The 26,190-nt window shown below is 57.4% G+C and carries 17 protein-coding genes; 8 read left to right on the forward strand and 9 right to left on the reverse strand.

The window, feature by feature from the left end; translation table 11 throughout:
* Positions 1-351: 351 nt before the first annotated feature.
* Both J3U88_RS16255 and J3U88_RS16260 read left to right on the forward strand, forming a co-directional pair.
* On the forward strand, positions 352-2,616 hold the full coding sequence (locus tag J3U88_RS16255) for a zinc-ribbon domain-containing protein (protein WP_207859978.1): 2,265 nt from the start codon (positions 352-354) through the stop codon (positions 2,614-2,616).
* A gap of 228 nt (positions 2,617-2,844) precedes the next feature.
* On the forward strand, positions 2,845-3,444 hold the full coding sequence (locus tag J3U88_RS16260; protein ID WP_207859979.1) for a hypothetical protein: 600 nt from the start codon (positions 2,845-2,847) through the stop codon (positions 3,442-3,444).
* On the opposite strand, the gene J3U88_RS16265 is transcribed toward J3U88_RS16260, so the two are convergent.
* Genes J3U88_RS16265 through J3U88_RS16275 form a run of 3 tightly spaced genes read right to left on the reverse strand, consistent with a single transcriptional unit; the run spans position 3,419 to position 5,819 of the window.
* Complete coding sequence (locus J3U88_RS16265) at positions 3,419-4,177, reverse strand: helical backbone metal receptor (RefSeq protein ID WP_207859980.1); 759 nt, start codon at positions 4,175-4,177, stop codon at positions 3,419-3,421. The two genes, J3U88_RS16260 and J3U88_RS16265, sit on opposite strands and share 26 nt — an antisense overlap.
* The gene (locus tag J3U88_RS16270) at positions 4,174-4,575 is read right to left on the reverse strand and encodes a c-type cytochrome (RefSeq protein WP_207859981.1); all 402 of its coding nucleotides are present in this window, start codon (positions 4,573-4,575) and stop codon (positions 4,174-4,176) included. The genes J3U88_RS16265 and J3U88_RS16270 overlap by 4 nt, the downstream gene beginning before the upstream one ends.
* Positions 4,576-4,631: 56 nt before the next feature.
* Positions 4,632-5,819, reverse strand: a complete 1,188-nt coding sequence (locus J3U88_RS16275; protein WP_207859982.1) for an MFS transporter — start codon at positions 5,817-5,819, stop codon at positions 4,632-4,634.
* A gap of 590 nt (positions 5,820-6,409) precedes the next feature.
* Here J3U88_RS16275 and ettA point away from each other — a divergent pair.
* Entirely contained in the window at positions 6,410-8,086 is a 1,677-nt protein-coding gene (gene ettA / locus J3U88_RS16280; RefSeq protein WP_207859983.1) for an energy-dependent translational throttle protein EttA, read from the forward strand.
* A 70-nt stretch (positions 8,087-8,156) separates the two neighbouring features.
* Here the strand turns inward: ettA and J3U88_RS16285 are convergent, their stop codons facing one another.
* Both J3U88_RS16285 and J3U88_RS16290 read right to left on the reverse strand, forming a co-directional pair.
* On the reverse strand, positions 8,157-9,545 hold the full coding sequence (locus J3U88_RS16285; protein ID WP_207859984.1) for an L-serine ammonia-lyase: 1,389 nt from the start codon (positions 9,543-9,545) through the stop codon (positions 8,157-8,159).
* A 287-nt stretch (positions 9,546-9,832) separates the two neighbouring features.
* Entirely contained in the window at positions 9,833-10,834 is a 1,002-nt protein-coding gene (locus tag J3U88_RS16290) for an isocitrate/isopropylmalate dehydrogenase family protein (protein ID WP_207859985.1), read from the reverse strand.
* Positions 10,835-11,189: 355 nt separating this feature from the next.
* On the opposite strand from J3U88_RS16290, the gene J3U88_RS16295 reads away from it, so the two are divergent.
* Positions 11,190-12,350 carry a vWA domain-containing protein gene (locus J3U88_RS16295; protein WP_207859986.1) on the forward strand — a complete coding sequence of 387 codons (1,161 nt, stop codon included), beginning with the start codon at positions 11,190-11,192 and terminating at the stop codon, positions 12,348-12,350.
* Between the two features lie 243 nt (positions 12,351-12,593).
* A complete protein-coding gene (locus J3U88_RS16300) occupies positions 12,594-14,744 on the forward strand; it encodes a VIT domain-containing protein (protein ID WP_207859987.1) in 2,151 nt (716 codons plus the stop codon).
* A gap of 94 nt (positions 14,745-14,838) precedes the next feature.
* On the opposite strand, the gene J3U88_RS16305 is transcribed toward J3U88_RS16300, so the two are convergent.
* Positions 14,839-19,014: a protein kinase domain-containing protein gene (locus tag J3U88_RS16305; protein WP_207859988.1), complete on the reverse strand. Its 4,176-nt coding sequence runs from the start codon at positions 19,012-19,014 to the stop codon at positions 14,839-14,841.
* Here J3U88_RS16305 and J3U88_RS16310 point away from each other — a divergent pair.
* From J3U88_RS16310 to argH, 3 genes are all read left to right on the forward strand, one after another.
* The gene (locus J3U88_RS16310) at positions 19,000-19,557 is read left to right on the forward strand and encodes a type 1 glutamine amidotransferase family protein (protein WP_207859989.1); all 558 of its coding nucleotides are present in this window, start codon (positions 19,000-19,002) and stop codon (positions 19,555-19,557) included. The two genes, J3U88_RS16305 and J3U88_RS16310, sit on opposite strands and share 15 nt — an antisense overlap.
* Before the next feature lie 206 nt (positions 19,558-19,763).
* Positions 19,764-21,032: an argininosuccinate synthase gene (locus J3U88_RS16315; protein WP_207859990.1), complete on the forward strand. Its 1,269-nt coding sequence runs from the start codon at positions 19,764-19,766 to the stop codon at positions 21,030-21,032.
* Between the two features lie 161 nt (positions 21,033-21,193).
* The gene (argH, locus tag J3U88_RS16320; protein ID WP_207859991.1) at positions 21,194-22,600 is read left to right on the forward strand and encodes an argininosuccinate lyase; all 1,407 of its coding nucleotides are present in this window, start codon (positions 21,194-21,196) and stop codon (positions 22,598-22,600) included.
* Here argH and J3U88_RS16325 read toward each other — a convergent pair.
* The 3 genes from J3U88_RS16325 to J3U88_RS16335 form a co-directional block, all read right to left on the reverse strand.
* Complete coding sequence (locus J3U88_RS16325) at positions 22,591-23,013, reverse strand: type 2 periplasmic-binding domain-containing protein (protein WP_207859992.1); 423 nt, start codon at positions 23,011-23,013, stop codon at positions 22,591-22,593. The two genes, argH and J3U88_RS16325, sit on opposite strands and share 10 nt — an antisense overlap.
* Before the next feature lie 22 nt (positions 23,014-23,035).
* Positions 23,036-24,292: a hypothetical protein gene (locus J3U88_RS16330; RefSeq protein ID WP_207859993.1), complete on the reverse strand. Its 1,257-nt coding sequence runs from the start codon at positions 24,290-24,292 to the stop codon at positions 23,036-23,038.
* Positions 24,293-24,424: 132 nt separating this feature from the next.
* Positions 24,425-26,056, reverse strand: a complete 1,632-nt coding sequence (locus tag J3U88_RS16335) for a methyl-accepting chemotaxis protein (protein ID WP_207859994.1) — start codon at positions 26,054-26,056, stop codon at positions 24,425-24,427.
* Between the last annotated feature and the right edge of the window lie 134 nt (positions 26,057-26,190).

The raw sequence follows: 26,190 nt of genomic DNA on the forward strand, positions 1-26,190 counted from the left end.
GCGACTTATCGCGCTTCTTTAGGTTCGAAGACCAAGGCGCGATAAGACCAAAGATCGCCGCAAGAGAAAGTGAGGTAGCTGTTGACATTTCAAAAGGAGCCAAGCCTAATTGTTGGTTTGGGTTGCAGCGGTCATTGTGTTAAAGTTTGTCTTCAACCTAAGCTATGCGATTTCTGGCGAGGATTTGCCCAAGCCGTTGACCTCCAACGCATGGTGAACCTGCCGGGTGTGCTGTATTCAAAAAAGAAGCCCACCACCAACCTTGAGTTTAGGTTTAATCATGTGCTCTGATTGCAACATCCATGAAGCTTTTTCACCAACCATTCGGCTGGAATCATTCAAGGAGCCTCTATGATTATCGCCTGCCCTTCCTGTAATGCGCGTTACAAAGTAAAAGACGAGCTGATCAAGGAAAAAGGAAAGAAGGTCAAGTGCAAAAAATGCGGCGCGATCTTCAAAGCATTCCGCGACAAAGACTCGGTCCTGCTGAAAGCGGCGCCCGGCAAGGAAGACGATTTTAAAACGCGCCAGGTCGATCCGGCGGCGGCGGCGGCGACGGCGGGCATCAAAGTCAGCGTCGGCGCACAAGCCCCGGCGGCACCGGCCCCCCCTCCGGCCGATCCAAGTTCCAGCGAGGTGGCGGGCCAAGCCACGGTGCGGGTGGATCGCAGCAAGCTCCAGGATTACATCAAACAGTCGGACGACACACCGGAAGAGCCCCCCCCACCCCCGTCCCTTGACGCCTTCAAACAAGACCCCGAGGATGATTTCCCCTTGGGCAATTTGGACAACCACGGAACCACGGGTGATACGGTCCAAGTCGATCCCAACGCCTTGGCGGCGCAAATGGGCGGCGACGCGAGCGCCACCATGGCGGTTGATCGTTCGCACATCGACCAATTCCTCAAACAGCAAGTCGACGAAGACGACCCGCTCGGAGAATTGGCGGGCGACGATCCACTGGGCGCCGACACGGCCGATTCCGGCGCGACCATGGCATTCGACCGCTCCCAGCTCGACGCGATGATGAACCAACGCGAGGATGACGACCTTCTGGGTCTGGGCAATGTCGGCGGAGAACCCCCCCCGGCTAACGGCGGTGATGGGGGCGCCACCATGGCGGTGGATCGCTCTCAACTCGACGCTTTCCTGAATCAAAATCCATCCGGCGACGCCCAAGCACCGGCGCCCGACCCCTTTGCCACACAAGAACCGCCCGCCGAATCGCCCCAAGACGCGGGCGCCACCATGGCGGTGGATCGTTCCCAAATCGACGCCTTCCTCAACCAAAACCAAGGTGACGCGGGCGCGCCCGATCCATTTGCAACCCAAGAGCCGCCGCCGGCGGACGACACGGGTGCCACCATGGCGATGGATCGCGATCAACTCGACGCCTTCCTCGAGCAACAACAAGCGCCGGGCGAACCCTCCGATGAACTGGGCCTGGATGAAACCCCGGGTGCCACGAATGGCGCCTTTGAGGGCGACTCTGGCGCCTTTGAAGGCGACACCGGCGCCACCATGGCGGTCGACCGCTCTCAGATCGACGCCTTCCTGGAACAAAACCAAACACCAACCCCTCCTCCGGTTACGGTTGACGACGATTCCTTGACCTTTGATGAAACCCCGGATACAGGCCCCCTCGACGAAGCGGGCTCCACGGTGGCGGTCGACCGTTCCCAGCTCGACGCTTTCCTGGCTCAAGCAAACGAGGATGCACCGGTCACCGATGACGATTTTGCGGGTCTGGGCGACAAACCCGAACCTCCGCCCACGGACGATCCTTTTGCGGGCATGGGCGGTGAACCCGAACCAACCGATGCACCCGATCCCTTCGCGGGCATGGATAACGCATCCGAGCCCACCACCGACGATCCCTTCGGTGACGCGTTGTCCACGGACAACGACCCCGCGTCTGGCGGAAGCAGCGACGCATTCACCACGGACAACCATCCCCTCGGTAGCGGAACAGATACCCAACCCGCGTTTGGTACAGGCGGCGACGCCACGGCAACCATCGGCGAGCCGGACGTCATCGACAACACACCGATTTCCGAACCCGATCCGGTCGATGTTGCCGCCAATCACGATGCACCTGGCTCCGACGATCCTTTCCAAGCCGAGTTCTCCGCGCCCGCCTTCCCTTCCGACGACGATCTTGGCATTGCCAACGAAGCGGCGGATCTGGGGTCACCCCCGGCGGAAGGTGGCGATCCATTTGCCACGGTTGTTTCGGACGAACCACCCAACTTCAGCGATGTCGATCCTTCCGACTTTGGCGAGAATTCGCCACCGCCAACGGACACCATTCCCCACTTGGACGCCGAAAAACAGGCACAAATCCAAGCCGAGGGCGCCTTGTGGCAGGCCTGGATCGACGATCAGGTTTACCCTGATCTGACCCTGGAAACCCTTGAGCGCTGGATTATCGAAGACCGCCTCTTGGAAACCGACAGGCTGGCACCCGGCGGAACGGAAGACTTCCGACGCGCCGACGAGGTTCCCGAGGTCGCGGCCTTCTTCCAGAAGTACAACAAGTCAGGGGCGCCTACCCAAGCCACGGACCAACCCAAGAAGGGCTTTTTTGGGTGGCTCAAGTCACTCTTCAAAAAATAGCGCCGGCCGCCCCCCCGGCGGCTGCTTATAATGAAACCGATACCCTTACAACCCACACGGCCCGCCCAACGGCGACCGTGTGGGTTCTTGGTTTTCACCACCCGAATCCACCCACGGGGCGCACCTTCTCTGAAAAGGCCCTTTTTGCCAAACCCGCCCTTATGAACGACCGACAAACGACCGAAGAATAATACACCGTTACCACCCACCGCGGAGAGGCCGGACACCATGTCAGCAGCAACGGATCTAATCCTCAGAATTGAAAACAACTTCGCCCAGTTGCGCAAGGAGTACACCCTGTTCCTCAATGACGTGAACACGGTGGAACCCTATGAACTGCGCAACCGCCTGGAAGCCGACCTCAAACGCTTGCGCAACATGAACAACTTGCGCACGGAAGAGAACTTCCGCTCCCAGAACATCATCGCCAAGGTCAATTCCCACCTGCAGTTATGGAAACGCCAGGTGGAACGCAAGATTTCCGGCGACCCGGTCGCGGCGGCACGCATGGCCCGCATGAAGGCCAAAAAACAAATTGAAGACAAGCAAACCGAGGCCAAGAAGGGCACCAAAAAAAGTGCGCCCAAGAAGCGGGTGGTCATCTCGGACGTGGGCAACCAGCGCGAACGGGTGGTGGAGCTTTACGACGAATACATGCGGCTTAACCTGATGCTGGGCGCACGCAAAATGGCGAATTTCGCCAAATTCCAAACCTTCATCGCGCAACAGACCGAAAAAATACAAAGTTCCAAAAAGGTCAACAACGTGGCGTACGAGGTTTCGGTCCAGGATGAAAAAGTGGTCATCCGCTCCCGTTCGACGAAGTAAAAAGGTCGCCCGCAAGACGCAAGCCTTCGGCGGTAAAGGCGCCGTGCCAGCTCAATAACTCACCATCGACCAAGCGAAAACGCGCGCGGTCCAAACCGGACTGTTCGGCCAATTCGTCGACGTGTTTTTGCTTGAACGGAAACGGCTCCGAACTCAAAAATACGCGATCCGGCCGCAGGCTGCCGAGTTGAGCGGCTTCAAAAGCGGGATACGCGGTGTCCGCGTCGGCAAACACATTTTCGGCACCGCTCTCGGCAAGCAGATTGCTGATATAGGTTTCCCCATTCACGGTCATCCAGGGTTTGCGCCAAATGAGGTAGGCGAAACGGGCATTTTTTCCGGGACCTGCCGCGACCAACGCGGCGCGGGCCGCTTCAATGGCGGCACACTTGGCCTCGGCCAAGGCTTCGCGGGCAAACAACGTGCCGAATTCGCGGATCATGGCCAGGGTTTCATCCACATTGCACGGATGGGACACGTGGATGCGCAAACCTTTTTCCGCGAGCCATTCCCCGTCGGGGCGCCGGTTCTCCTCGCGGTTGAGCAGCACCCAATCGGGTGCCAAGGCGTGGATCCGGTCCAAGTCAGGATCCTTGGTGCCGCCGATCTTTTCTATCTTGGCGACGGCCTCGGCGGGATGAATACAGAACTTGGTCACGGCAACCAAATGGTCACCCAGGTCGAGATCAAACAAAAGCCGGGTGATACTGGGGCATAAGGAAACCAATTTCATAGGGTTTCCCCCCCGGGTATCGGTTTGAGTTCGGCCTGCTTGGGCTTGAATTGGCTGCGAATATACGTCAGGGCGGCGCGAACCTCGTGTTCCTTCAGGATGGGCCGGAAGGCGGGCATGGTGCCATAGGCGCCGGTTTTCCCGTCCAGGACGGAGGCGAGCAATTCGTCATCACTCCGGGAGAGAACCCCGCCGGGTTGGTTGAAGTCGGCGGCGTAAGGCTTGCGCCGCAAGGTACCGGTCCCGTCATGATTGTGACAAGAAACACAGCGCTTGATGTAAATGGTGCGACCCAAAACAAGCGGGTCGACGGAAGTCGGCGGCGCCTCGGGCGGGCTACAGGCGGCGAGCAGGGCGCCGATAATCGCCGGGACGGCGATGCGAACCAAGTTTTTCACAAGTGTCTCCTAAAACCTTCGTTACCCGCGGTTTTGCCCCCTAGGTCCGCCGCGCGTTAAGAAAGCGCTTCATTATAGCCGTCAAAAGGTAAGCGCCACAGACAGAGTGCAACGGCGCACCAAGCGGTCAGCGCGCCCACGCCGAAGGCCACCTCTTTGCCCAGGGCATACCAAAGGAAACCAAAGAGAAAACTCGCGGGCAGGGCGGCCAATCCGATGACGGCGTTAAAAAAGCCAAAGTGCACACCGCGGGTGTGGGGCTCACAGAAATCGGCAACCAGGGCTTTTTGGCAGGGTTCGGTTAACCCAAAGACCACGCCGTATCCAATGAATAAGGAACACATCGGCAAAAGGTCGTCGACCCAACCGAAGGCAAGGTACACGGCACCAAACAGCAGCCAACCCCAAACAATCAGCCGCAAGCGGCCGATGCGGTCGGAGAGCCGCCCGGACCAAGCGGAAACCACCATCTTAAGCGCGTTGTGGGCGGCCCACAAAACGGCGATCCAAGCCGCGGGCACGTTCGCCTCGGCAAGTGCCAACAGCAAAAAGGCATCGCTCGCGTTGCCCAGCGAAAAGAGCCCCATGGCGGCCAAAAACCAGCGAAAACGCGGGGCGAAGCCGGACCAGGCGCCGCGCAGTCGCGGTGGTTGCTTGATTTTGGCGTGGGGTCGCTCCGCCACACCGAAGACGGCGATCACCATCACCACGGCGGCGGGCAAAACGGCAAACAGAAACACCTGCCGCAAGGAAAAGCCAAAACCACTCAGCAGCGCGCCCGCAACCAGCGGCCCCAACACGGAACCCCCGTGATCCATGGCGCGGTGAAAACCGTAGGCGGCCCCAAGTTGAGCGGGCGGGGTGACGTCGGCAATCAGCGCGTCCCGCGGCGAGGAGCGAATCCCCTTGCCCACCCGGTCCAAAAAACGCAACAAAATGACGAAGGGCAGGCTAAAAGCGACACCGATCAACGGCCGTACCAAGCCGGCGATACCGTAACCCGTCACAATAAAGGGTTTGCGCTTACCGGTTTTGTCGGTGAGATGCCCGGAAAACAGTTTAACCAAGGCGGCGGTCGCCTCGGCCAAACCTTCCATCACCCCCAAGCCAATGGTGCCCGCCCCAATCACGCCGGTGATAAACAGGGGAAGCAAGGGATAGATCATTTCGCTGGAGAGATCGGTAAAAAAACTAATCCAACCCAGTGCAAAGACGGTACTTGGCAGGCCACGATAAAATTTCACACGCCACCTTCAATCCGAGGAACCGGCTGAAAAGAATCACACGAGGGAACGGTCTCATCTCACCAGTTTCAACCCCCGAATTCAAGCAAAGAAGCGCGAAAAGCGCCTGGGATTTTCGCTAAAGATCTAGAGCGAAACGGCTTGGAAACAGCAGGCCGGGGTCGCGCACGACGCGCACCTTCAGGGTGCGGTGAGCATTTTCACAGGCCGTTGCAGCCCAGGGGTTTAGCTAAAATCACCGCGCGGTATCGCGATGCTTAAGTTCAAGCCTCGAACCCCGCGGTTTTGCAAGACAGGGTGGGTTATCCGGCAAAGACACAAAGAATGCATGGACGAGGCTTGTCCTTCGCCCGCGCGGCGATGTAGGATGGGCGCACACAGCACACCCGAGCAACGTCGCCGCGTCCCGGCCCAGGCCGTGACGTCCCAGGTTATGCACGGGTCCGATTCCCGAAAAATTCCAGGTCACCCGCACGGTTGCTTCAACCGAGATTCGTCTCGCCACGAGCCCGTACCGGCGACGAACACACGTCCGCCAAAGCCGCGGCCGCGAAAACCCGCCTGGGATTGCTCAAAGAGGATGTTCCACCATGTCATATCAATACATCTACACGATGAAGGGCCTGACCAAGATATTTCCGCCCAATTACCAGGTCCTTAAAAACATTTGGCTGAGTTTCCTACCCGGCGCCAAAATCGGCGTACTCGGCCTCAACGGCTCTGGTAAGTCAACCCTGCTCAAAGTGATGGCGGGTCTCGACAACGAGTTCCAAGGCGAAGCTTGGCCGGCGGAAGGCATTAAGATCGGTTACCTCTCCCAGGAGCCCGAACTCGACAAAACCAAAACGGTACTCGGCAACGTCCAAGAAGGTGTCGCCGAGGCCATGGAATTGCTGAACCGCTACGACGACATCAACGCCAAATTCGCCGAGGAAATGACCCCGGAAGAAATGGACAGCTTGCTGGCCGAACAGGGCCGCCTCCAGGACGAAATCGACAACCGCAACCTGTGGGACATTCAATCCAAATTGGATATGGCCATGGACGCCTTGCGTTGCCCCCCCGGCGATTGGGAAGTGACCCATCTCTCCGGTGGTGAAAAACGCCGTGTCGCCTTGTGTCGTCTGTTGTTACAAGAACCCGATCTGTTGCTCCTCGACGAACCCACCAACCACCTCGACGCCGAGACCGTAGGCTGGCTGGAACGCTACCTCGACAAATACAGTGGAACCGTTGTGGCCATCACGCACGACCGCTACTTCCTCGACAACGCGGCCGGCTGGATTCTCGAACTGGACCGCGGCGAAGGTATCCCCTTCGAAGGCAACTACTCCAGTTGGCTGGAGCAAAAACAGAAGCGTTTGATGCAAGAAGCCAAACAAGAGGAAAGTCGCAAAAAAGTGTTGGAACAAGAACTGGAATGGATTCGCATGTCGCCCAAGGCGCGCCAAAAGAAAAGCAAGGCGCGGATCAATTCGTACCAGGAAATGGCCAACGAATCGAGCAACGAAGAACGCAAGGTCGGCCAGATCTACATTCCACCGGGCCCACGCCTGGGGGATCAGGTGATCGAAGCCAACGGCATCACCAAATCCTACGGCGACAAACTGTTGTTTGAAAACCTGAGCTTCCGCCTGCCGCCCGGCGGGATTGTCGGCGTCATCGGTCCCAACGGCGCGGGTAAAACCACGCTGTTCCGCATGATCACCGGCCAGGAACAACCCGACGAAGGTAGCTTCACCGTGGGTTCCACCGTCAAAATCGCCTACGTTGACCAGTCCCGCGACGGGCTCGAACCCAATAAAACCGTTTGGGAAGCGGTGTCCGGCGGACACGACCTGATCGAGCTGGGTAAACGCAGCATGAACTCGCGCGCCTATGTCGGCAGCTTCAACATTCGCGGCCAAGACCAACAGAAAAAAACCGGGGTCCTATCCGGTGGTGAGCGCAACCGCGTCCACCTTGCCATGACGGTCAAAGCCGGCGGCAACCTGCTGATGCTTGACGAACCCACCAACGACCTCGACGTGGAAACCCTGCGCGCCCTGGAAGAAGCGCTGGTTGAATTCGCCGGTTGCGCCGTGGTGATCAGTCACGATCGCTGGTTCCTCGACCGCATCGCCACCCACATCTTGGCGTTTGAAGGCAACTCGGAAGTGGTTTGGTTCGAAGGCAACTACCAGGACTACGAGGCGGATCGCCGCCGTAGATTGGGTCCCGAGGCCGACCAACCGCACCGCATCAAGTACCGCAAGTTCACGCGCTAACCAGAACACAACCAAAAAAAGGGCCGGACGACACAGTATCGTCCGGCCCTTTTTTGTTGGCTGAATTGGGTTACACGGGAAAGTCGAGGTCGGGGGTGATGGTGCCGAAACCCGCGCGACTGGTTTCTTTAAAGTCGGGGTGCATGCGCTTGCCGTTCTCGTACATTTTCTCGATCACCAAATCCAAGCTAATGCGGTGATCCTTAAGGGTGATCGCGTGTTGGGCGGCGGCCAAAGCTTTGGTGGCGAAAATACCGTTGCGCTCGATGCAGGGAATTTGGACATAACCCTTCATCGGCGTACATTCCAATCCCAAGGAATGTTCCATGGCCACCTCGGCGGCGTATTCAACTTCCCGGGGACTGCCGCCGAAAAGCTGGCACACGGCGCCGGCGGCCATCGAACAGGCGGCACCAACCTCGCCTTGGCAACCCACCTCCGACCCGGAAATCGAGGCGTTGGCCTGGATCAAACCACCAATACCGGCGGCGGTGAACAGCACGGCAACAATTTCTTCATCACTGAAATCGTCGAGAAACATGCAGGCATACAAAACACCGGGTAACACGCCGGCCCCACCGTTGGTGGGCGCGGTAACCACCCGCCCGGAGGCGGCGTTTTCCTCGGAAACGGCATAGGCAAAAGCCGTGGCGTAACGGTTGATGTCGTTGCTGGCAAAGATCCCCTTGCGTTTCGGCCTTTTGGCGGCCTCAAACAACTGGGGCGCGCGGCGTTTCACCTTCAAAGCGCCCGGCAGTAACTTCTCGGCGGGTTCCAGCCCGCGCTCCACGCTGCGTTTCATGGTTTGCCAAATTTCCATCATCCGCGCCTCGGTTTGTTCCACGGTAAGATGTTCCAAGGTGGCACTGTTGCGTTTGACAATCTCCGAGAGCGGCACCCCCTCACGGGTGGCGACGGCCAACCATTCCGAGGCTTTTTTGTAGGGATAGCGTTCGCTGCCGGCTTGGTCCAATTCCTCACCATCCGCCTCGCGGACCATGCCCCCGCCCACGGAGTAATAGGTTTTTTTCACCATTTCGCGCCCCTCCTCGTCGAAAAGCTGAATGGTGAGCGCATTTTCATGGCCGGGTAACCGCTTGTAGGGCGACCACAACATATCCTTGGCGGCATCAAAAGGCACGCTTTTGACACCCAGATCGAGCTGTTTGGTTGCCAGAACCCTGGCGAGGGTGCCGTTGATATCCGCCAAATCGGCGCTGACGGGATCAAAACCGGACAGGCCGGCCAAGATGGCGTTGTCGGTCATGTGACCGCGGCCGGTTCGCGCCAAACTCCAAAACAGAGACACCCGCAGGCGTTTAAACCCATGTAAATGCGTTTGTTGCGCCAAGAAACGGCGAAATAAGTTGCCAATCACAATCGGCCCATGTGTGTGAGATGAACTGGGGCCCACCGAACGTTTAAATGTCTGGAAAGCACTAATCGTAGACGCAAGCACACAACCCCCCTTGGTTTTTGCCGCGACCGAAAGTCGGTCGGTCGTTGGTTCACGACCTGCAATCAAAAATAAGACGTCGGATCAGACCGACGCAAGCCGCCCAAAAGAAATCCATGGAGAAACGGGGCGCGGAAACAGCCGATGGTAACACGATCCACGACAGTAATATATCAACGGGACATCATCGTACCGGTAGACAAGATAAGAAGAGCTGTTACGGGGGACGAGCGACCGCTTCAGAAAAGCGGCCGCGGCCGGTGAACGGTTCGTTCCCCGTTTTTCAACGATTACAACGCGGCAATCACCGCTTCGCCGTATTCGCTGGTCGAACGGCAGCCACCCAGGTCGGCGGTGCAATTCGATTTCTCTGCCAAAACCTTCAGAATCGCGGCACCGATACGGTCCGCAACATCTTTTTGGCCCAAGTAGTCCAGCATCATCATGGATGAGAACAACAGGGCGGTCGGGTTTGCTTTGTTTTGACCCGCGATATCGGGCGCGGAGCCGTGAACGGCTTCAAACATGGCAAAACCTTCACCGATATTGGCGGAACCGGTCAAACCGAGACCACCGACAAGGCCGGAAGCCAAATCGGACAGGATGTCACCGAAAAGGTTGGTGGTCACCACAACGTCGAACCGCTGCGGGTTCATCACCATTTGCATCGCCATGTTATCGACAATCAAATCCTCGAATTCAATTTCGGGATAGTCTTTGGCGATGGTGTTCCCACATTTCAGGAACAAACCGGTCCCCAACTTCAGAATGTTGGCTTTGTGGACCAGGGTCACCTTTTTGCGGTTGTGTTTCCGCGCGTAATCAAACGCGGCGCCGATGATCGCTTCACTGGCTTCTTTGGTGATCAAGGCGATGCTTTCTGCACGCGTTTGTTCTTCATCCGCCCAACGCTCGATGCCGCTGTACAGACCCTGGGTATTCTCGCGGAACAGGACCAAATCGACATCTTTGAACGGGGCGTGATTGCCCGGCAAAGTGCGCGCGGGACGAATGTTGCTGAACAAGTTGAACTCTTGGCGCAAGGAAACATTGATGGAGCGGAAACCGGAACCAACCGGCGTGGTCAACGGTCCTTTCAGGACCACCTTATGCTCACGAATCAGATCCAAGGTGTTCTGTGGCAGGGGATTCCCTTGAGCTTCATATGCAGCCATGCCCGCTTCTGCCTCTACCCAGTCAATCTGGGCCCCGGCGGCAGCAAGGATTTTGAGCACGGCGGCTGAGATCTCGGGTCCGATTCCATCACCTGGGATCAGGACGACTTTTTGCATGATGTACCTCCGAGGGCAACATTCTAGCGTAATTCCTCCATAAACCAAGGTCAAGGTTGGCGGCGGGGATCACCCGGACGCTTTTTTCAAAAACGAGCCTTGTTGAACGCGGCCTTTGGACCCAACCCCGCCGCACCAACCAACAAAACCAAGCACCCGATTTCCGCGCAACTAGGCGCAGACACAGAATCCATCTACCTTGTACCAAACAACTTAAATACTTCTTTCGCTTTTTTTAATTTTTTTTTGAAACGGGGTGAAACCTTTTGCAGTGAACGCGGTCTTCCCCATCCGACAACGGCGCTGCCGGCGCGCCGCGATTCGATTCCCATCTGTACTCGCCAAGGAGCTTCTCATGATCGCCAAGCCCAACACCCAGATCCGTTCTGCTTTCGCCATCCTGACGGCCATGCTTTTGTTCAGCGCCGGCCCCCTTTCCGCCGCAACAGGTTCCGAAAAAACCACCACCAAGCCGCGCCCCAAGGTACAGGTCGCCTTTTTACTCGACACCAGTTCCAGCATGGACGGCCTGATCAACCAAGCGCGCACCCACTTGTGGGATATCGTCAACACCATTGCCACGGGCAAACGACGCGGCGTGGTGCCCCACATTGAAATCGCCCTGTACGAGTATGGCAACAGCCGTCTGAGCCGCTCCAGTGGCTACATCCGCCAGGTCGTTCCCTTCAGCCAAGACCTTGACGCCCTCTCCGAGGCACTGTTCGCGCTGACCACCAACGGCGGCGATGAGTATTGCGGCTGGGTTCTCAAGGAAGCAGCCGGCTTGGATTGGTCCGCGCAACAAGGCGTTTACCGATCAGTTTTCATCGCGGGCAACGAGTCCTTCGAACAAGGTTCGGTTCCTTATAAAACCATCATGCATGACTTGCGAAATCGCGGCATTATCGTGAACACGATTTTCTGCGGCGGTTACCAGGACGGGATCAGCCAACAATGGTTGGCGGGCGCACAAGCCGGCGCGGGTCAATACACGGTGATCGACCAAAACAAGGCGGCGGTTCAGGTAGCGGCCCCTCAGGATCAACGCCTGTTGCAGCTAAACCAAGCATTGAACCAAACCTACCTGGCCTACGGTGCACGGGCTAAAAAAGCTAAAGAACGCCAAGAAAAACAAGACGATGCCGCCGGCAGTATGGGGCAAAGCGCGAAGGTCGAGCGCGCGGTCGCCAAAACTTCCTCCTCTTACCAATCGGCGGCCTGGGATTTCGTCGGCCAACTGGCCGACGGCAACGCGGCCCCCATGGAAGAGGCGGTTGCGGCCGAGGTTGCCGATCTGCCAGAGGCCGAACGGGAAGCAAAAGCCGAGGAACTGAAACAAGCGGCGGAAGCCAAGTTGGCCGAACGCCGCAAGATCCAGACGGAAATTAAAGAACTGAGCAAAGAACGCCGTGCCTTCCTCGCCAAACAGAAAAACAAGGACAAAGGCACCATGAGCGAGGCGATGCGCACCATGATCCAAACCCAAATGCGCGCCGCCGGTTATCAATTTAAATAAGCCCGCGAACCCGGTCGGCCGGGTTCCAACGCCCCCGCTCATGAGAACTGCCTTAGAACACATTTGATTTGCGCTCCCTTCGCTGCCCAACGAACCCTGGCCGGCAGGACTTGGAACGGTGCGTTCGCCTCGGCCCCCGCCGACTGACCGCACCGTCGCGCACCAAAAGGGAGCGCAACTTTTTCCCATTTCGCTTGATCAAACCCGATGCACCCGGTCACCTTTTTCCCTATAGTGAGGTTTATGATGTTCCCCGCTCGACTGTTACCACGCCTTCTTTTTCTGTTGTGCGCCCCTTCGCTGCTGCTCGGCCAGGTGCTCTTGCCCGAACCCATTCAGCGCACCAACGGCATCCACCGTCACCCGCTTGAGATTCAATCCCAATCGGTCGTGCTTGAGATCGACGACGCGGTCGCCCAAACCACGATTGAATGGGTATTTTACAACCAGCACCCACATCGCATCGAGGGCACCTTCTACTTACCCCTCCCGCAATCGGCGGTGATTCAAGACTTTGAGATGGAAATCAACGGCCGCAAGACGCCGGCCGAGCTGTTAGGCGCCGGCAAGGCCAAGAAAATTTATACCGATATAGTCCGCCAAATGATCGACCCCGCCTTGCTTGAATACCAACGCGCGGGTTTACTCAAGGCGCGGATCTTCCCGATTGAAGCGCGCGGTACCAAACTGGTTTCCCTAACCTACCGCCACACCCTCCCCCAACCCGGAACCTTCCACGAATACCATCTGGCCCTCAACAAAAGCGAACGCCCAATGGATTTCACCTTCCGGGCCGATATCAAAAGCAAACGCGCCCTGCAGACGGTGTACGCACCCAACTTCACCTTTCGGGAAACCAAACACAACGATCACCACCGAACCCTGCATTTCCACCAACCGCGCTTTCAGGCGAACCACGATTTCCGACTGTATGTCGCCCACCGGAAAAACGAACTCGGGCTCGACCTATTGACCCACAGCGAGGGCGATGAGCATACTTTTATGTTGCGCCTCACCCCGAGCTTCAAAAACAAGGTGAACCAACCGGCAAAAGACATACTGTTCGTCATTGATACCTCGGGCAGCATGGCGGGCGAGAAACTCAATCAGGCCAAGCGGGCGCTGGCGTTTTGTCTGGCCAATCTCGGCCACAACGACCGCTTTTCCATGGTCACTTTCGCAACCGAAACCCGGCAGTTCAGCACGACCTGGCGTGACAACACGGACGCCAACCAAGCACAAGCACGGACTTTTTTGCGCGATATCCGCGCCCTGGGCGGCACCAACCTGGAAGAGGCATTGGATGCGGTGGCGGCCATGCCCAAGGCGGCCGACCGACCCATGATGGTGATGTTGCTGTCGGACGGTAAACCCACCATCGGCACCCGCGACACCGACGCCTTGGTCGGCAAGGTTGAAGACAATGGAAAACGCGTGTTTGTGCTGGGCATCGGCCTCAAAACCCACACCCTCTTGTTGGACCGCATCGCCGAAAAAGCGAACGCCACCAGTTTCCACGTCTTACCGGAGGAAGATCTCGAAATCAAAATTTCGGATCTCTACCGCCACATTCAGTACCCGATCCTGAGTGATATCGGTTTTAAATGCAAAGGGATTCAACTTGAAGCCGTTCATCCCAAAACCATCCGCGATCTATTCGCCGGTCAACCCATCACCCTGTTGGGCCGCTTCAAAGGGTTTGGCGAAGCAAGCTTTGAAATCACGGGCACGTCAAACGGCAAGTCGCGGCGGTTCTCGGTGCCGCTCCAGTTCCGCAAAGACACAAACCACGATTTTCTGCCGCGGCTCTGGGCACAACGCCGCATCGCCTTCCTTTTGGAAGAATACCGCAAAGGCGACTCGGAAACGGAAGTCCAACAGGAGATCACCCGCCTTGCCAAACGCTATGGGATCGTCACCCCGTTCACGTCCTACCTGATCGTGGAAGACGAAGCGGAACCCCGCCTGGAAACCACGGCCGCGGAACCGCCGCGCCCGATGCGCGACCTGCGCAAAAGCGAGGGACGGAGCAATGTGGTCGCGGTCCAGCGCATGCGCCAACTGCAAGAGAGCATGCAATTGGAACAACCGGCGGCAAAACCGCGCGTCGATGTCGATTCTGCCGACGAAACCTCTGCCGCGCGGGAACCTAGCCCGAGCGCGCCGGGGCCGGCGGCGGTGCGATATGTAAAAGGCCGGGCCTTCTACCAACAAAGCGGGGTTTGGCAGGATTCACTCTGGAAAGCCAAGATAAAGAAGACCATCCCCATTACCTACAACAGCGAGGCATGGTGGAAACTCTATCAAGCGTTCCCCGAACTGGCCCCGATTCTGGCCCTGGGTCCAGAGGTCCAATTCACCCACGACGGCAAACAATACGCGGTATCAAACTAGCGTCCCCAACCTCAAGCAATACGCGGTATCAAACTCGCGTTCCCAACCGCAAAGAAAAGGCCCGCAAGTTCAACAAGCTTGCGGGCTTTTTTGGTTAGCGTTCGCGACGAATGTCGATGGTCAGTGACCAACCGTCGGGGTGTTTCAACTCCAAACCCTTGGTACTGTTGGGCAGGCGATCCAAGGAAACGGTACCGATTAAATCGCGTCGACGACTGTTTTTTTCGTAAACATTGAATTCGATTTTTTGGTTACTGGTGGTGGAGAAGTTACACACAAAATCCCACACCGGGTTGCGCTCGTTCGACTCAGCCTCGGTGGTGCAGGTGGTATCACCGCTGACCAATTCCACCAACCCGTCGGGATCGCGGTTAAACCCGGACTTCTCGCGCGGTAAGTTAGCGGCACCGCGAATCACGATGGTAACGCCGCCGCTGTAGTTGTTCACCAATTCATCGTAACGCTTGATCAAGGTTTGCATGCGCTGACGCGCGTAGGGCAGTTGGAAGGATTCTTTTTTCAGACGATCCAAAATATCGCTGTAGGGCACACTGGCTTTGCCGCGCGCGTCTTTCTCCCAGGCGATCACCGAATTAAAGGCATCTTTCTCACGGGCAAACTTGGCGCGGTTGTTTCGGAGCGTGGCATAGTGCCGATCCTTGGCAAAATCCTTGAAACTGTTGAGGGTATTGTCCAGCGAAGCCAACATTTTGTCATAGTCTGCGCTGGACTTTTTGAGGGCGGCCACTTGGGTATCAAAGGCCTTGACCCGCTTCTCCAGTTCTTTTTGTTGGTTGCGGTAACTGCGCCAATTGAGCACCCGCAAAATTTCCTCGTAAACATCGAGGGCGGCACGGGAGTTGTCTTGCTTCAACGCTTTAATGCGGTCGTCTTTCTCACGCCGGAAGGAAACAACGGCCTGCCGGGCAACCTCGTTGGACGAATCTAATTTACGCAGGTTCAGGGCGATTTTACAGGCCTGCGCCAACTTGTTCTGTTCGGTGAACTTATTGATGCTCGCCTCGAGATCGTCAATCCGGCTCTGGTTAAGAGACCGGCTGAGTTGGTTGCGTGTCTCCGCCAGGGTTTCATCCTCGGGCCTGATGGTGACCAAAACATTGAGATGGCGCAACATCAAGGCTTGATTGCCGGCTTCACGCGCCTGGTCTACCTTCAGGGTGTAATCGTCCACCACGGTTTGCCAACGCTGCGCAATTTTTTGAGAACCGGGCACAACCTCTTCCAGGTCGCCGGAAATCTCCATGGCGTCTTCCCACTTCGAAGCGGCAATCGCCTGATCCAAACGCTTCAAACCGGGTCCGAGCAGATCCTCTTCCAGCCAAAGCTGCAAGCGCTGCTCAATGTCGGGATCGGAGAAGTTGGGCACAATGGCTTTTAAATCTTGGTAGCGTTCCTGGGCGGCTTTGATTTGGTTGCCTTCCATCAGCTCAAGAATTTGCGCGACCTCCCCGCGGGTCATTTCATCGTAGACGGCTTGAATGTCGGGGTTGCCGGGATCCAAGGCCTCGGCCTTTTTGAGGTAACTGGTGGCGTTGTCGCCCATGTTGCCGACGAGGTCGCCGGTAGCGATAAAGTCACGGGCAGCGCTGAGGTATTTTTTAAGCGTTTCGTCGCGTGCGATGATGTCACTTTCGATGGAGTCGCGACGGGACTGGGTGTCTTTGTAATCGGGGTAAGCCTCGGCCGCGGCTTCCCAGGCCGCCAGGGCTTCCGTCCATTTACCACGCTGCTGCAAGTTGTTGGCTTGTTGGTAGGCTTCCTCGGCCGCCTTGAGATGGGCGTTGCGGCTGCTCATATACAGGCCGCCGCCGATCAACACCATCGCGAGTACCGCCGCGACCGCGCCGATCAATGCAACCGGTAATTTTTTCTTGGGCGCGGGCGGCGCCGGCGCTGCTTCCGGCGCTGTCTCAGCAGCGGCGGGCGTTTCCGCCGGCGGTGGCGGCGCCGGATCTTCGAGTTCCTCAATGGTTTGATCGGCCACCAAGCCTTGCTCGCCGTTGCCCAGGGCTTCCATATCAATTTTGAGTTTCATGGTTTGGGCGGGTCGGGGTGCGTCGAACGGATCCGCGTCAAAATCATCGACCGGCGGTAGCGGTTTCTCACCGAGGAGCGGCGCCGCCTCGGGCACATCGTCCAGCCCGTCGAAATCCCCGAGCGAGTCGTTAAGGCTGTCGTCGGGTTCGGGCAGGTCGTAGCCGGAGGGATCCGCATCCAGGTCATCGTCCTCGGCAACCAAAGGCGGTAAACCCGCGGGTACCGCATCTTCACCGGGTGCATCATCTTGAATCGGCGCCGGTTTTTCCTCGGCGTCGGCCTGTTTGGCAACAGCGGCGGGCGCGAGCGGTGCAACCGGGGCGGTATCGGGCTGGTTGGCCAAGTAATCGTCTTCGTCGAAACCCAAGTGGTTGCGCGGTTCGGGCGGGGTGGCTGGAACCTGATCACCCTCGGGTTCAGGCGTGGGCACGGAAACGAGGTCTTGCGCACCGATGTCGTCGTCGTCATAACCAAGATAGCTGTTTTCGGGCTGCTCGACCTCAACCGCCTCGGGAACAGCGGGTTCAGGCACCGGCGTTGGTTCGACGGGTGCGGTCGGCGCCGCTGCCGGTTGATCCGCCGCATCGGCCGGCGGTGAAGCGGCCTTGCCTTCAAATTTCTCGTCAAAACGGGTCGGCCCACCGGTATCACGCAAGCGCTGATCCAATTGGGCGTCCAAGGCCTGGTCAAAGAGATCGTCGTCCCCCTCGAACAATGCCTGCCCACCGGTGTCGGCGGCCTCGCCCTCCGCTTGACCTTCTTCCCAGCCGGCCACGGTTCTTTGCAAACCGTCGAGCGCGGTTTGCTTCAAGGGTTCAAACGCGGCGGCGTCAAGCCCGGTCGCGGCTTCGTCACTCACCAGAACGCGGCCGAAATGGGCAAACGCCTGGAGCGAGCCGGCGGGTGCTTGTTCCCCGGCGGCGGTCACCGCGGCGGCATCCAAGCCGCCCAAAAAGACGGGCGCCTCGGCACCAAGCCACAAAAAGATGTTGCGCATCATTTCATGGGCCTTCTGGTGACGGGGCTGGACGCTGATGACCTTGTTCAGGGTTTTAAGCGCTTCCTCCGGCCGCCGCTTACTCATTTGCCGCTGGGCGGTATTCAGCAGTTCACGCACCAAAATCTCGTGACGGGCCGACCAAATTTCCTCATAGGCGGCGTAGGTCGTGTCCTGGTATCCGAACATGCGGAAGGCGGAATCGACCATTTGCAGACCGGTATCAAAATCGTTGCCGGCGGCCGCCTCGCGGGCGGCTTGTAACTGCGCCTCGACCCGAGCCAATTCTTTGTCACCCAACTGACGCAGCGGGCCACCGGCCTCTTTCATCATCGCCAGACCTTCACCCATGGGTAACAAGGCGATCAAGCCGCGTTGCAACTCGGTAAAGGTCGAAAAACGATCCTCGGGATTTTTGGCGAGCAGGCGCAGAATAATGCGTACCAAACCTTCGCTAAGTCCGGTGTTCCATTGACGCGGATCCTGGGGCGGGGTGCCGCGATGCGCTTGACGCACGGCGTCGGCACCGCCGACGAAGGGCGGTCGACCGGTGACCATTTGGTAAAAAATCAAACCGAGCTGGTACATCGCGCCGGCCGGTCCGCCGGCGAGCCGATCCATCTGTTCCGGGGCGCGGTACTCGGGCGAGTACAAAGCATCCACCCCGCACAGGGTGGCCACGCTGTGCTCGAAGGCATGCAACCCGTAATTTTTGACAAGAATGGAACCGTCGGAATGCATTAAAACATCCGCGGGTGTAAGTTGATCGTGGCCCAGGCCGAACCCTTCAAGGGTGACAAAGGCACGGGTCAACTGCAGCATCAGGCGACAGGCAAACTCTTCCTGGGCAATACCGAGATGTTTGAGAAAACGCCCCAAATCCACGTTGGGCCGGTAATCGGAAACGACCCCGATGGTGTTGCCGAATACCCGCAACCCTTGACATTTGGCCAAGCTGGGATGGGTCGCCTGCGCGGTCGCGGTGGCGATGGCATCGCTTTTCCAAAGCTGCTCGACCTCATCAAACTGCGCCGGTTCCACGGGGTAAATTCGGGCACTGACCTGACTTCCGGTCAAATCGTCGTGGAGACGCACCTCGGTTGCCACGTGGTCGACCGCGAGAATAGTTTCAACACGAAACCCTTTGCCGATTTTGGTTTGGAGACCTTCGCGCAGGGCATCTATGATAGAGTCCAGATCTTGAGTATGCTGCATGCGATCGTAACCACCTTACAGGTACCGGGTATGTTTTTCCAAGCTTGTCATCTTCCGATTTCAGCTATCTTAGCACTTATTGCGTTTTCCTCAACCTCTCAGAATTCAATTACTAGGGCGCCTGAAACGGCTGAGGAACCCCCTCAAATTACGGTGCTGATGGGCCCGCGGGATTCGACCGCGCTTTTCCTTACCGTAGCAAACTTTTGGCAGTCAAACAGCCCGAATCTCGCCTTCCCTAAAATCATCACACCCCTGCCTGGCCCCATAGAAACCTCGTCAGGATTACGTCTTGTAGCCAACGAGTTTCCGCCCAACTGGACCCTCCCCGACCTTCTGATCATTTCAGGCTATGGCAACTGGGAACTCACCCCCGCCATCCAAGCACTCGTGAGACGCATGATTAACGAAGAAAAAGAAATCTTGGTCGTCGGCGACCAACTCCCCCCGCAACTTCGCGACCTCGATTTGCACCAGGGTTTTAGCATTCCGCTTATCAAACACGAACAATTGACCACCTACCTACAACGCCACCTTCACTGACCGCCGCGGGCCTTTTTTCTCGTCGAATTATCACAGCGATTTGCGTTATGGTATGGGTTCGCATGTTTTGTTTTTAGTGACACGGAACGATTACCGGCGATTCGGTCAGCCCACGCGGGTGTACGAAAAAAAACCAGTCCAGGTTTTCACGCCACCGCTTACGCCGCCCGTTTTTACGTTTCGTTATAAAAAAATCGAGGTGCCCCATGAGTAAACCCCAGGTTAAAAAGGCTGTCCTGGCGTATTCCGGCGGCCTAGACACGTCCGTCATCATCCCTTGGCTTCGCGAAAATTACGGCTGCAGCGTCATTGCCTACACGGCCAACGTCGGCCAAAACCCCAGTGAATTCGACGGCCTTGAGCAGAAGGCGCTGGATTCCGGTGCCGAAAAGTTTGTGATCGAAGATCTGCGCGAGGAATTCATTCGCGATTACCTCTACCCCATGATTCAAAGCGGCGCCCGTTATGAAACCGAATACCTGTTGGGCACCAGTATCGCCCGTCCGCTGATTGCCAAAAAAATGATGGATTTGGTCGAAGCCGAGGGCGCCGACGCGGTCGCCCACGGCTGCACCGGCAAAGGCAACGACCAAGTCCGATTTGAAATGGCATTCAAAGCGTTTAACCCCAGAATTCACATCATCGCCCCCTGGCGCGAATGGGAACTGCGCTCGCGCGAGGACTGCATCGAATACGCGGAAAAGCGCAATATCAAACTCCAGATCAAAGAAAAGGGCATTTACAGCCACGACGACAACATTTGGCACCTTTCCAGTGAGGGCGGCGAATTGGAGAACCCCTGGGAAAACGCGCCCAAGGGTGTGTTCGGCCGCATCCTGCCACCCTGGGAAGCACCAGACGAAGGCGTCGAGGTGATCGTCGGCTTCAAAAAAGGCAACCCGGTTTCCGTGGACGGCGAAGAACTCGGCCCGGTCGACCTCTTGGAAAAGCTCAATAAATTAGGTCGCGATCACGGCATCGGTCGCATTGACATCGTGGAAAACCGTTTGGTCGGCATGAAATCACGCGGTGTTTATGAAACGCCGGGCGGCACCATTTTGTACGCGGCCCACCGCGAAATCGAAAGCTTGGTGCTGGACGCGGAGACCATGCACTACAAAAACCAAGTCGCCCCAAAATACGCCGAGCTGATTTACAACGGTCGCTACTTCGTGCCCTTGCGCGAGGCGCTCGACGCGTTCTTCCGCAACACCCAGGAAAACGTGACCGGCGAAGCACGGCTGCTGCTTTACAAGGGCAATGTTTTGGTACAGGGGCGCCGTTCGCCTTACTCACTGTACCGCGAAGACTTCGCCACCTTTGGCCAGGACGATGTTTACGATCAGTCGGACGCCGAGGGTTTCATCAACTTGTACGGTTTGAGCGTCAAGGTACGGTCCTTGATGGAAATCGAAGGTTCGGAAAGCCTCGAGGGCTACCGCGCACCGGATTATTCCAAATTCAAACGCGACTAAACCAAACGCGGGCGCGGGCACACTTCCTATTGTGTCCGCGTCTCGAAACGGCACACCGCCAACCGCCCCACTTTCTTTTATGCACGTTTATGCACATTTTTAAGACGGCCCGTGTATGATGGTCCGTCGCACAGATTATTGCTGAATCAGGTGGAACCACGATGAAACTGTACAAAGGCCGAATTCCCAACGATCCCAACCCACTGATGGACGAAATCAACCGCTCGCTCCCCTTTGATATTCGCCTGCTGCCCTACGATGTCGCGACCAACCGCGCCTGGGCGGGCGAGCTGCAGCGTTTGGGTGTGTTTAGCGCGGAAGAATATGCCGCGGTGCAGGAAACGCTGACGGCGGTCCAGGCGGAATTTGAAGCAGGCGGCTTCGACCCGCTGCCGGATGACGAAGATGTCCACACCCTGGTCGAACGAAAATTAACCGAGGCCCTCGGCCCGGTCGGCGCACGCATCCACACGGGTCGCAGCCGCAACGATCAGGTGGTTACCGATTTGCGCCTTTACTGCGTCGAACGCCTGAAGGAATTGGGCACGGCCTTGCTTGCGCTGATTCAGACGCTCGCCACCCGCGCCCGCGAACACCGCGACACGCTAATGGCGGGCACGACCCACATGCAACCGGCGCTGCCGGTTACGCTCGGCCACTACCTGCTCTCGCTGGCGGCGGCGATTCAGCGTGACCACGACCGCACCCGGAGCACCTTGGACCACACCAACCGTTGTCCGCTCGGCGCGGGTGCGATGGCGGGTTCCGGTTTCCCGGTGGACCGACAAGCCCTGGCCGACGCGCTGGGTTTTGCAGGCGTGTTACCCAACAGCATCGACGCGGTCAGTGATCGCGACTTCTGCATTGAAATCGCCTCGACCTGCGCGCTCATCACCACCCACCTGTCTCGTTACGCCGATCAATTTATTGTGTGGGCCAACCCGGCTTTCGGCACCGTGCGTTTCGCGGATCAATGGTCCACGGGCAGCTCGATGATGCCGCAAAAACGCAATCCCGACGCGATGGAACTGATTCGCGGCAAAGCCTCGCGGGTTCACGGCAACCTGGTCCACCTGCTGAGCATGCTCAAAGGGGTCCCCCTTAGCTATGCTAAGGATTTACAGGAAGACAAGGAACCCCTGTTCGAAGCGCTCGATACAACCTTGCTTTGCGTGCGGGTCTTCGACAAAGCGGTCGCCTCGGCCACCTTTAACCCGGAACGCCTGGCGGCGGCATTGACGGACGACATGCTGGCCACGGATCTGGCGGATGCACTGGCGCGGGCGGGTGTCCCCTTCCGCGTCGCCCACGAACGGGTCGGCGCCTGGGTTTCAGAACTGGAAGCGGCCCAACGCGGTATCCTGGAAACCTCTTTGGCGGAACGCGCCCAGGTGTTCCCCGAGCTGGGCGAAAACGGCGCCGTGCTGAGTTTCGCCGACTCGGTGGCGGCACGCCACGTGGCGGGCGGCACCGCGCCGAGTTCGGTCGACCAACAAATCGCCGACCTGGAACAGTTCCTCCAAACCAACGGATTTTCCAACGAAGCGGGGGATCCGCCTCAATCCTGAACGGCGACCTTTTTGACAGAAGCCGGTAGGGCGGTATCCGCGGAGACGTAACCGATGCCGCCGCCTTCCTTCGCAACAAAGGCGATGATTTCCGCGTCGGACGCCTTCTCAGGCGGTTTGACACTGGTTCCTGAAAACGCCTGTTTCAGCCAGTACTTCCTGAGGACGGATACCGGTCGCCGGTGTACCTGCTCCGAAAAACTGGCTCGAAGCGGGGCCGACTCGGCCTGTTCCACGGGTACAACCGGACCACCACCCTCCCAGGCTTTTTTCTTTTTCAAAAAAAGCTTGGATAACTCTTTTAGCGAAATACTCTCGACGCTGTTGGATGCGTTGACGATCACCACAAAATCGTCGGCGAAACCCGGGCTCAAAGCCAGAATCAACGAAAAGAGCGCAACCCTTGCCACCATGTCTCGACTCCTTAACCAATCGTTATTTCCCAAAAATAAAGGAACAATCCACGCGAACTTCCGGGTAATCGACATCCTCCCCGTTGAGCGTGTAGAAATGCGAACTAACGTCCACTTTAATCGCGGTATTCGGCGTTGGTCGGTAGGCAACACCGATGGTTGCCTTGGAGAACTCACCATCGTCGGCGGCACCCGCTTCATTGTCACCGCCATAGGTTTTGTTTTTGATGGTTTCGGGATTGGCATACCAGTCCCATTGAAAATAGGGGGTTACTTCGCCGCGTTGGGTCATGTGACTGTAGCCCGCGCGCAGGTACCAGGTTTCCACATCAAAATCTGCGTTGGTCCGCACGTTGTCCAGCGTAAGGGGCCCGTTGGGGTCCAGGAGAAAGCGCGCCAATTGGGTCGGCAGCAAACCGGCATTTTGAACGACCGTCAACACCGCGTTGGGATCGCGCACGGCATCGTGACGTGCATTCCAGTATTCGAACTGGAGGGTCAGGTTTTTGAAGGTCCCTTCCCAAAAACCGCCGATAATATCAAACGCGTCTTCCGCCATCCAGGGCAATACCCCGCCGTCGGGCGAGCCTTCACCGACACCGCGATCACCGGCGGTATCGCCTCCTGAAGTGTAACCGGAGATCCCCACCACCTGGCTGTCGAGATTGAAGGTGTAGCGTAAATCAAAACCAATCGGGAAGGTGTCCGAGCCGCGATCACCCTCCCCGTCATCGGTGGTAATGCTGTAGCGAATGGTGCCGTTTTCTCGCTCAAACGTGCCCCAAACCATGAGGTTCGTGGTCCGGCTGATCAGCAGGTGGTCGCCGTCGAAAAGCTCCGGCGGCTCAATACCGAAATAGACGGGAACCGCATCCAGCAATTCGTTATACAGCCCAAAGGAGCGGTATATTTTCCCCACACGGATGTTAAAGGCCGCGTTTCGCGCGTATTCACCCCAACCGTTGGCGATATCGAGCGAATCAAAATCTTCCCCGTTGATGTTGATAAACAGTTTGAACTTTTGGGAAAACTGCTGCTGCAACATCAAACTAAAGTAGGGAAAGGTGAATTCACCGGGCGAGGATTCCTCGCGGATGACACCGTCTTGCAAATCAGGCTCATTCCAAACTTTTTCATACCGGGTCGAAAAGTAACCGTAGATGTGTAATTTCTTTTGCAACTCCGACAAATCGAGGCCCTCACCACCTTGGGCCATGGCAAAACCAAACAACCCGACCAAAGGTAAGAACCCGAGCATACGCCGCACAGAAACAAACATAACCTAGCTCCTCTAAATTCTCCGCGGGGACAGGGTGATCGCCGAAAAAAAAGCGCCGAGCAGGCACAGAGCACTTGACCGGCACAGCGGCCACGTCGGCAACCAGACGACTCAAACGAAAAGAGCGCATTTTTATTGGAAATGGAACTGCCTGAGTTTGTGGCTAATTTCGTCGCCGAGTTCGGACAACTCGGACGCCACTTGCAGCGCCAATTCATTGGATTCGAGCATTTTCTGCGAGGATTCATTGATAAGTTCAATATCGCGGGCAATCGAGTTCGAAGACGCCGCCGATTCACCCAAGTTTTTGTCAATTTCCCGGAAGTTTCCGGCAACGATTTGAATGTGTTTGGCAACTTCACCCGCGGTAGCGGTTTGTTCCGTCACCGAGGAGGCGACCGTCCCGGTCACCAACTCCACCTCGGACATCACACCCAAAATGGATTGAATGTTTTCCACGGTTTCTTCTATCGCGCTTTGAATGCTTTCAATCTTGACCTGGATTTCGCTGGAGGCCTGGTTCGTTTGTTTGGCCAAATCCTTCACTTCACCGGCAACGACGGCAAACCCCTTGCCTGATTCGCCGGCACGGGCCGCCTCAATAGTGGCGTTGAGCGCGAGCAGCTTGGTTTGTTCGGCAATATCGACGATGGTCGTCACCACCTGATTAATTTCTTTAGCCGACCCACCCAACCGGTCGACGTACTCGGCGGCGGATTTGGTGTGACCCACCGCCGATTGCGTCACTGATCGCGAGCGGTTGGTATTTTCAGCGATCGTTTTGATGGTCGTGTTCATCTCCTCGGAGGCGGTAGCGACCGAACCCAATTTGACGGTGGATTCACTGCTGTAGTTGGAGACCTCGCCCAAGCGCCGACTCACACCCATGGCGTTTTCCGACACGGCGTCTGCTTTGCCCGCCACCAGCACGGCCTGGCCCTTCAGGTTGCCGGCGGAACCTTTCAATTCGGCTGACTTGGCGCTGAGCGTGACACACAAGGTTTTGATCGATCCCAGCACTTCTTCCAAACCCGAGACAAATTCATTAAAGCGGACGGCGACTTCGCTAAGTTCATCATCACCGGACACCGGAGCACGCTCCGACAAGTTGCCACTCGCCAAGGTTTGAATGGACCCAACCAGCCGCTGGATGCGTTTGGTCAGGTTGCTCGCGGACCATAAACCAAGGGCCAGACCGCCCAGCAGGGCCAGAATCAGTGCTACCAAGCCGCGGGTTTTGGACGTCGCGCTTACATCGCGAATCGACGCCAAGGCCGCGGGAAACTCCTCATTTTTTTCGATGCGGTAGGCGCGCAGATCGGCATTTAACGAGGCGGCTAATTGCGTCATCGAAGCCAAGGCTTCCTGATCAAAATCACCCCCCTCAACCATACCCGTGGCGATGCGGTTGGATTGGACCAGGTAATCGCTCGCCAAACGGGAAATGGCGGCGGCCCGAGGATCGGCGGCGAGCGAGCCCAACCGTTCGAACCCGGCTTTGGCGGAAGCGGCCGCCGCCCGCGCCTCCCTCAAGGCGTCCTCATCCATTTCGATGATCGCCGTTTGGTAAAGATCACTGACGGTTCGCAACTGGACCGTCAGCTCATTGGTCAATTCGAGAATGGGATAAAGCTCCGTCCCGAGCCGTGCCACGTTGCGCTCGACCAAGGCTGCATCACGAAACAGCAACGCCCCGGAAATAGACGGCAAGAGGAGCACCCCAAACAAGCCCAAAAGGATTTTCCATTTAATGGACAAACGCATGTGACCCCCCTAAGAAGGCATGGGGAACCGGACAGAATCCGGTAGGAAACCAAGGAAGCCTAGGAAACGAAAGATAATCAGGTGACTGGAGATAACTTGTATTTCCCCATCGATGAAACAACCTAGAAACTTAA

This window comes from Acanthopleuribacter pedis (assembly GCF_017377855.1).
In the GTDB taxonomy this organism is placed as follows: domain Bacteria; phylum Acidobacteriota; class Holophagae; order Acanthopleuribacterales; family Acanthopleuribacteraceae; genus Acanthopleuribacter; species Acanthopleuribacter pedis.

Excerpts from the sequence above, each read along its gene's own strand:
- argH (WP_207859991.1), top strand. The coding sequence starts at position 21,194 with ATGAAACTGTACAAAGGCCGAATTCCCAACGATCCCAACCCACTGATG.
- J3U88_RS16335 (WP_207859994.1), bottom strand. The coding sequence starts at position 26,056 with ATGCGTTTGTCCATTAAATGGAAAATCCTTTTGGGCTTGTTTGGGGTG.
- J3U88_RS16255 (WP_207859978.1), top strand. The coding sequence starts at position 352 with ATGATTATCGCCTGCCCTTCCTGTAATGCGCGTTACAAAGTAAAAGAC.
- J3U88_RS16260 (WP_207859979.1), top strand. The coding sequence starts at position 2,845 with ATGTCAGCAGCAACGGATCTAATCCTCAGAATTGAAAACAACTTCGCC.
- J3U88_RS16325 (WP_207859992.1), bottom strand. The coding sequence starts at position 23,013 with ATGGTGGCAAGGGTTGCGCTCTTTTCGTTGATTCTGGCTTTGAGCCCG.
- ettA (WP_207859983.1), top strand. The coding sequence starts at position 6,410 with ATGTCATATCAATACATCTACACGATGAAGGGCCTGACCAAGATATTT.
- J3U88_RS16265 (WP_207859980.1), bottom strand. The coding sequence starts at position 4,177 with ATGAAATTGGTTTCCTTATGCCCCAGTATCACCCGGCTTTTGTTTGAT.
- J3U88_RS16315 (WP_207859990.1), top strand. The coding sequence starts at position 19,764 with ATGAGTAAACCCCAGGTTAAAAAGGCTGTCCTGGCGTATTCCGGCGGC.
- J3U88_RS16295 (WP_207859986.1), top strand. The coding sequence starts at position 11,190 with ATGATCGCCAAGCCCAACACCCAGATCCGTTCTGCTTTCGCCATCCTG.
- J3U88_RS16300 (WP_207859987.1), top strand. The coding sequence starts at position 12,594 with ATGATGTTCCCCGCTCGACTGTTACCACGCCTTCTTTTTCTGTTGTGC.
- J3U88_RS16290 (WP_207859985.1), bottom strand. The coding sequence starts at position 10,834 with ATGCAAAAAGTCGTCCTGATCCCAGGTGATGGAATCGGACCCGAGATC.
- J3U88_RS16330 (WP_207859993.1), bottom strand. The coding sequence starts at position 24,292 with ATGTTTGTTTCTGTGCGGCGTATGCTCGGGTTCTTACCTTTGGTCGGG.
- J3U88_RS16305 (WP_207859988.1), bottom strand. The coding sequence starts at position 19,014 with ATGCAGCATACTCAAGATCTGGACTCTATCATAGATGCCCTGCGCGAA.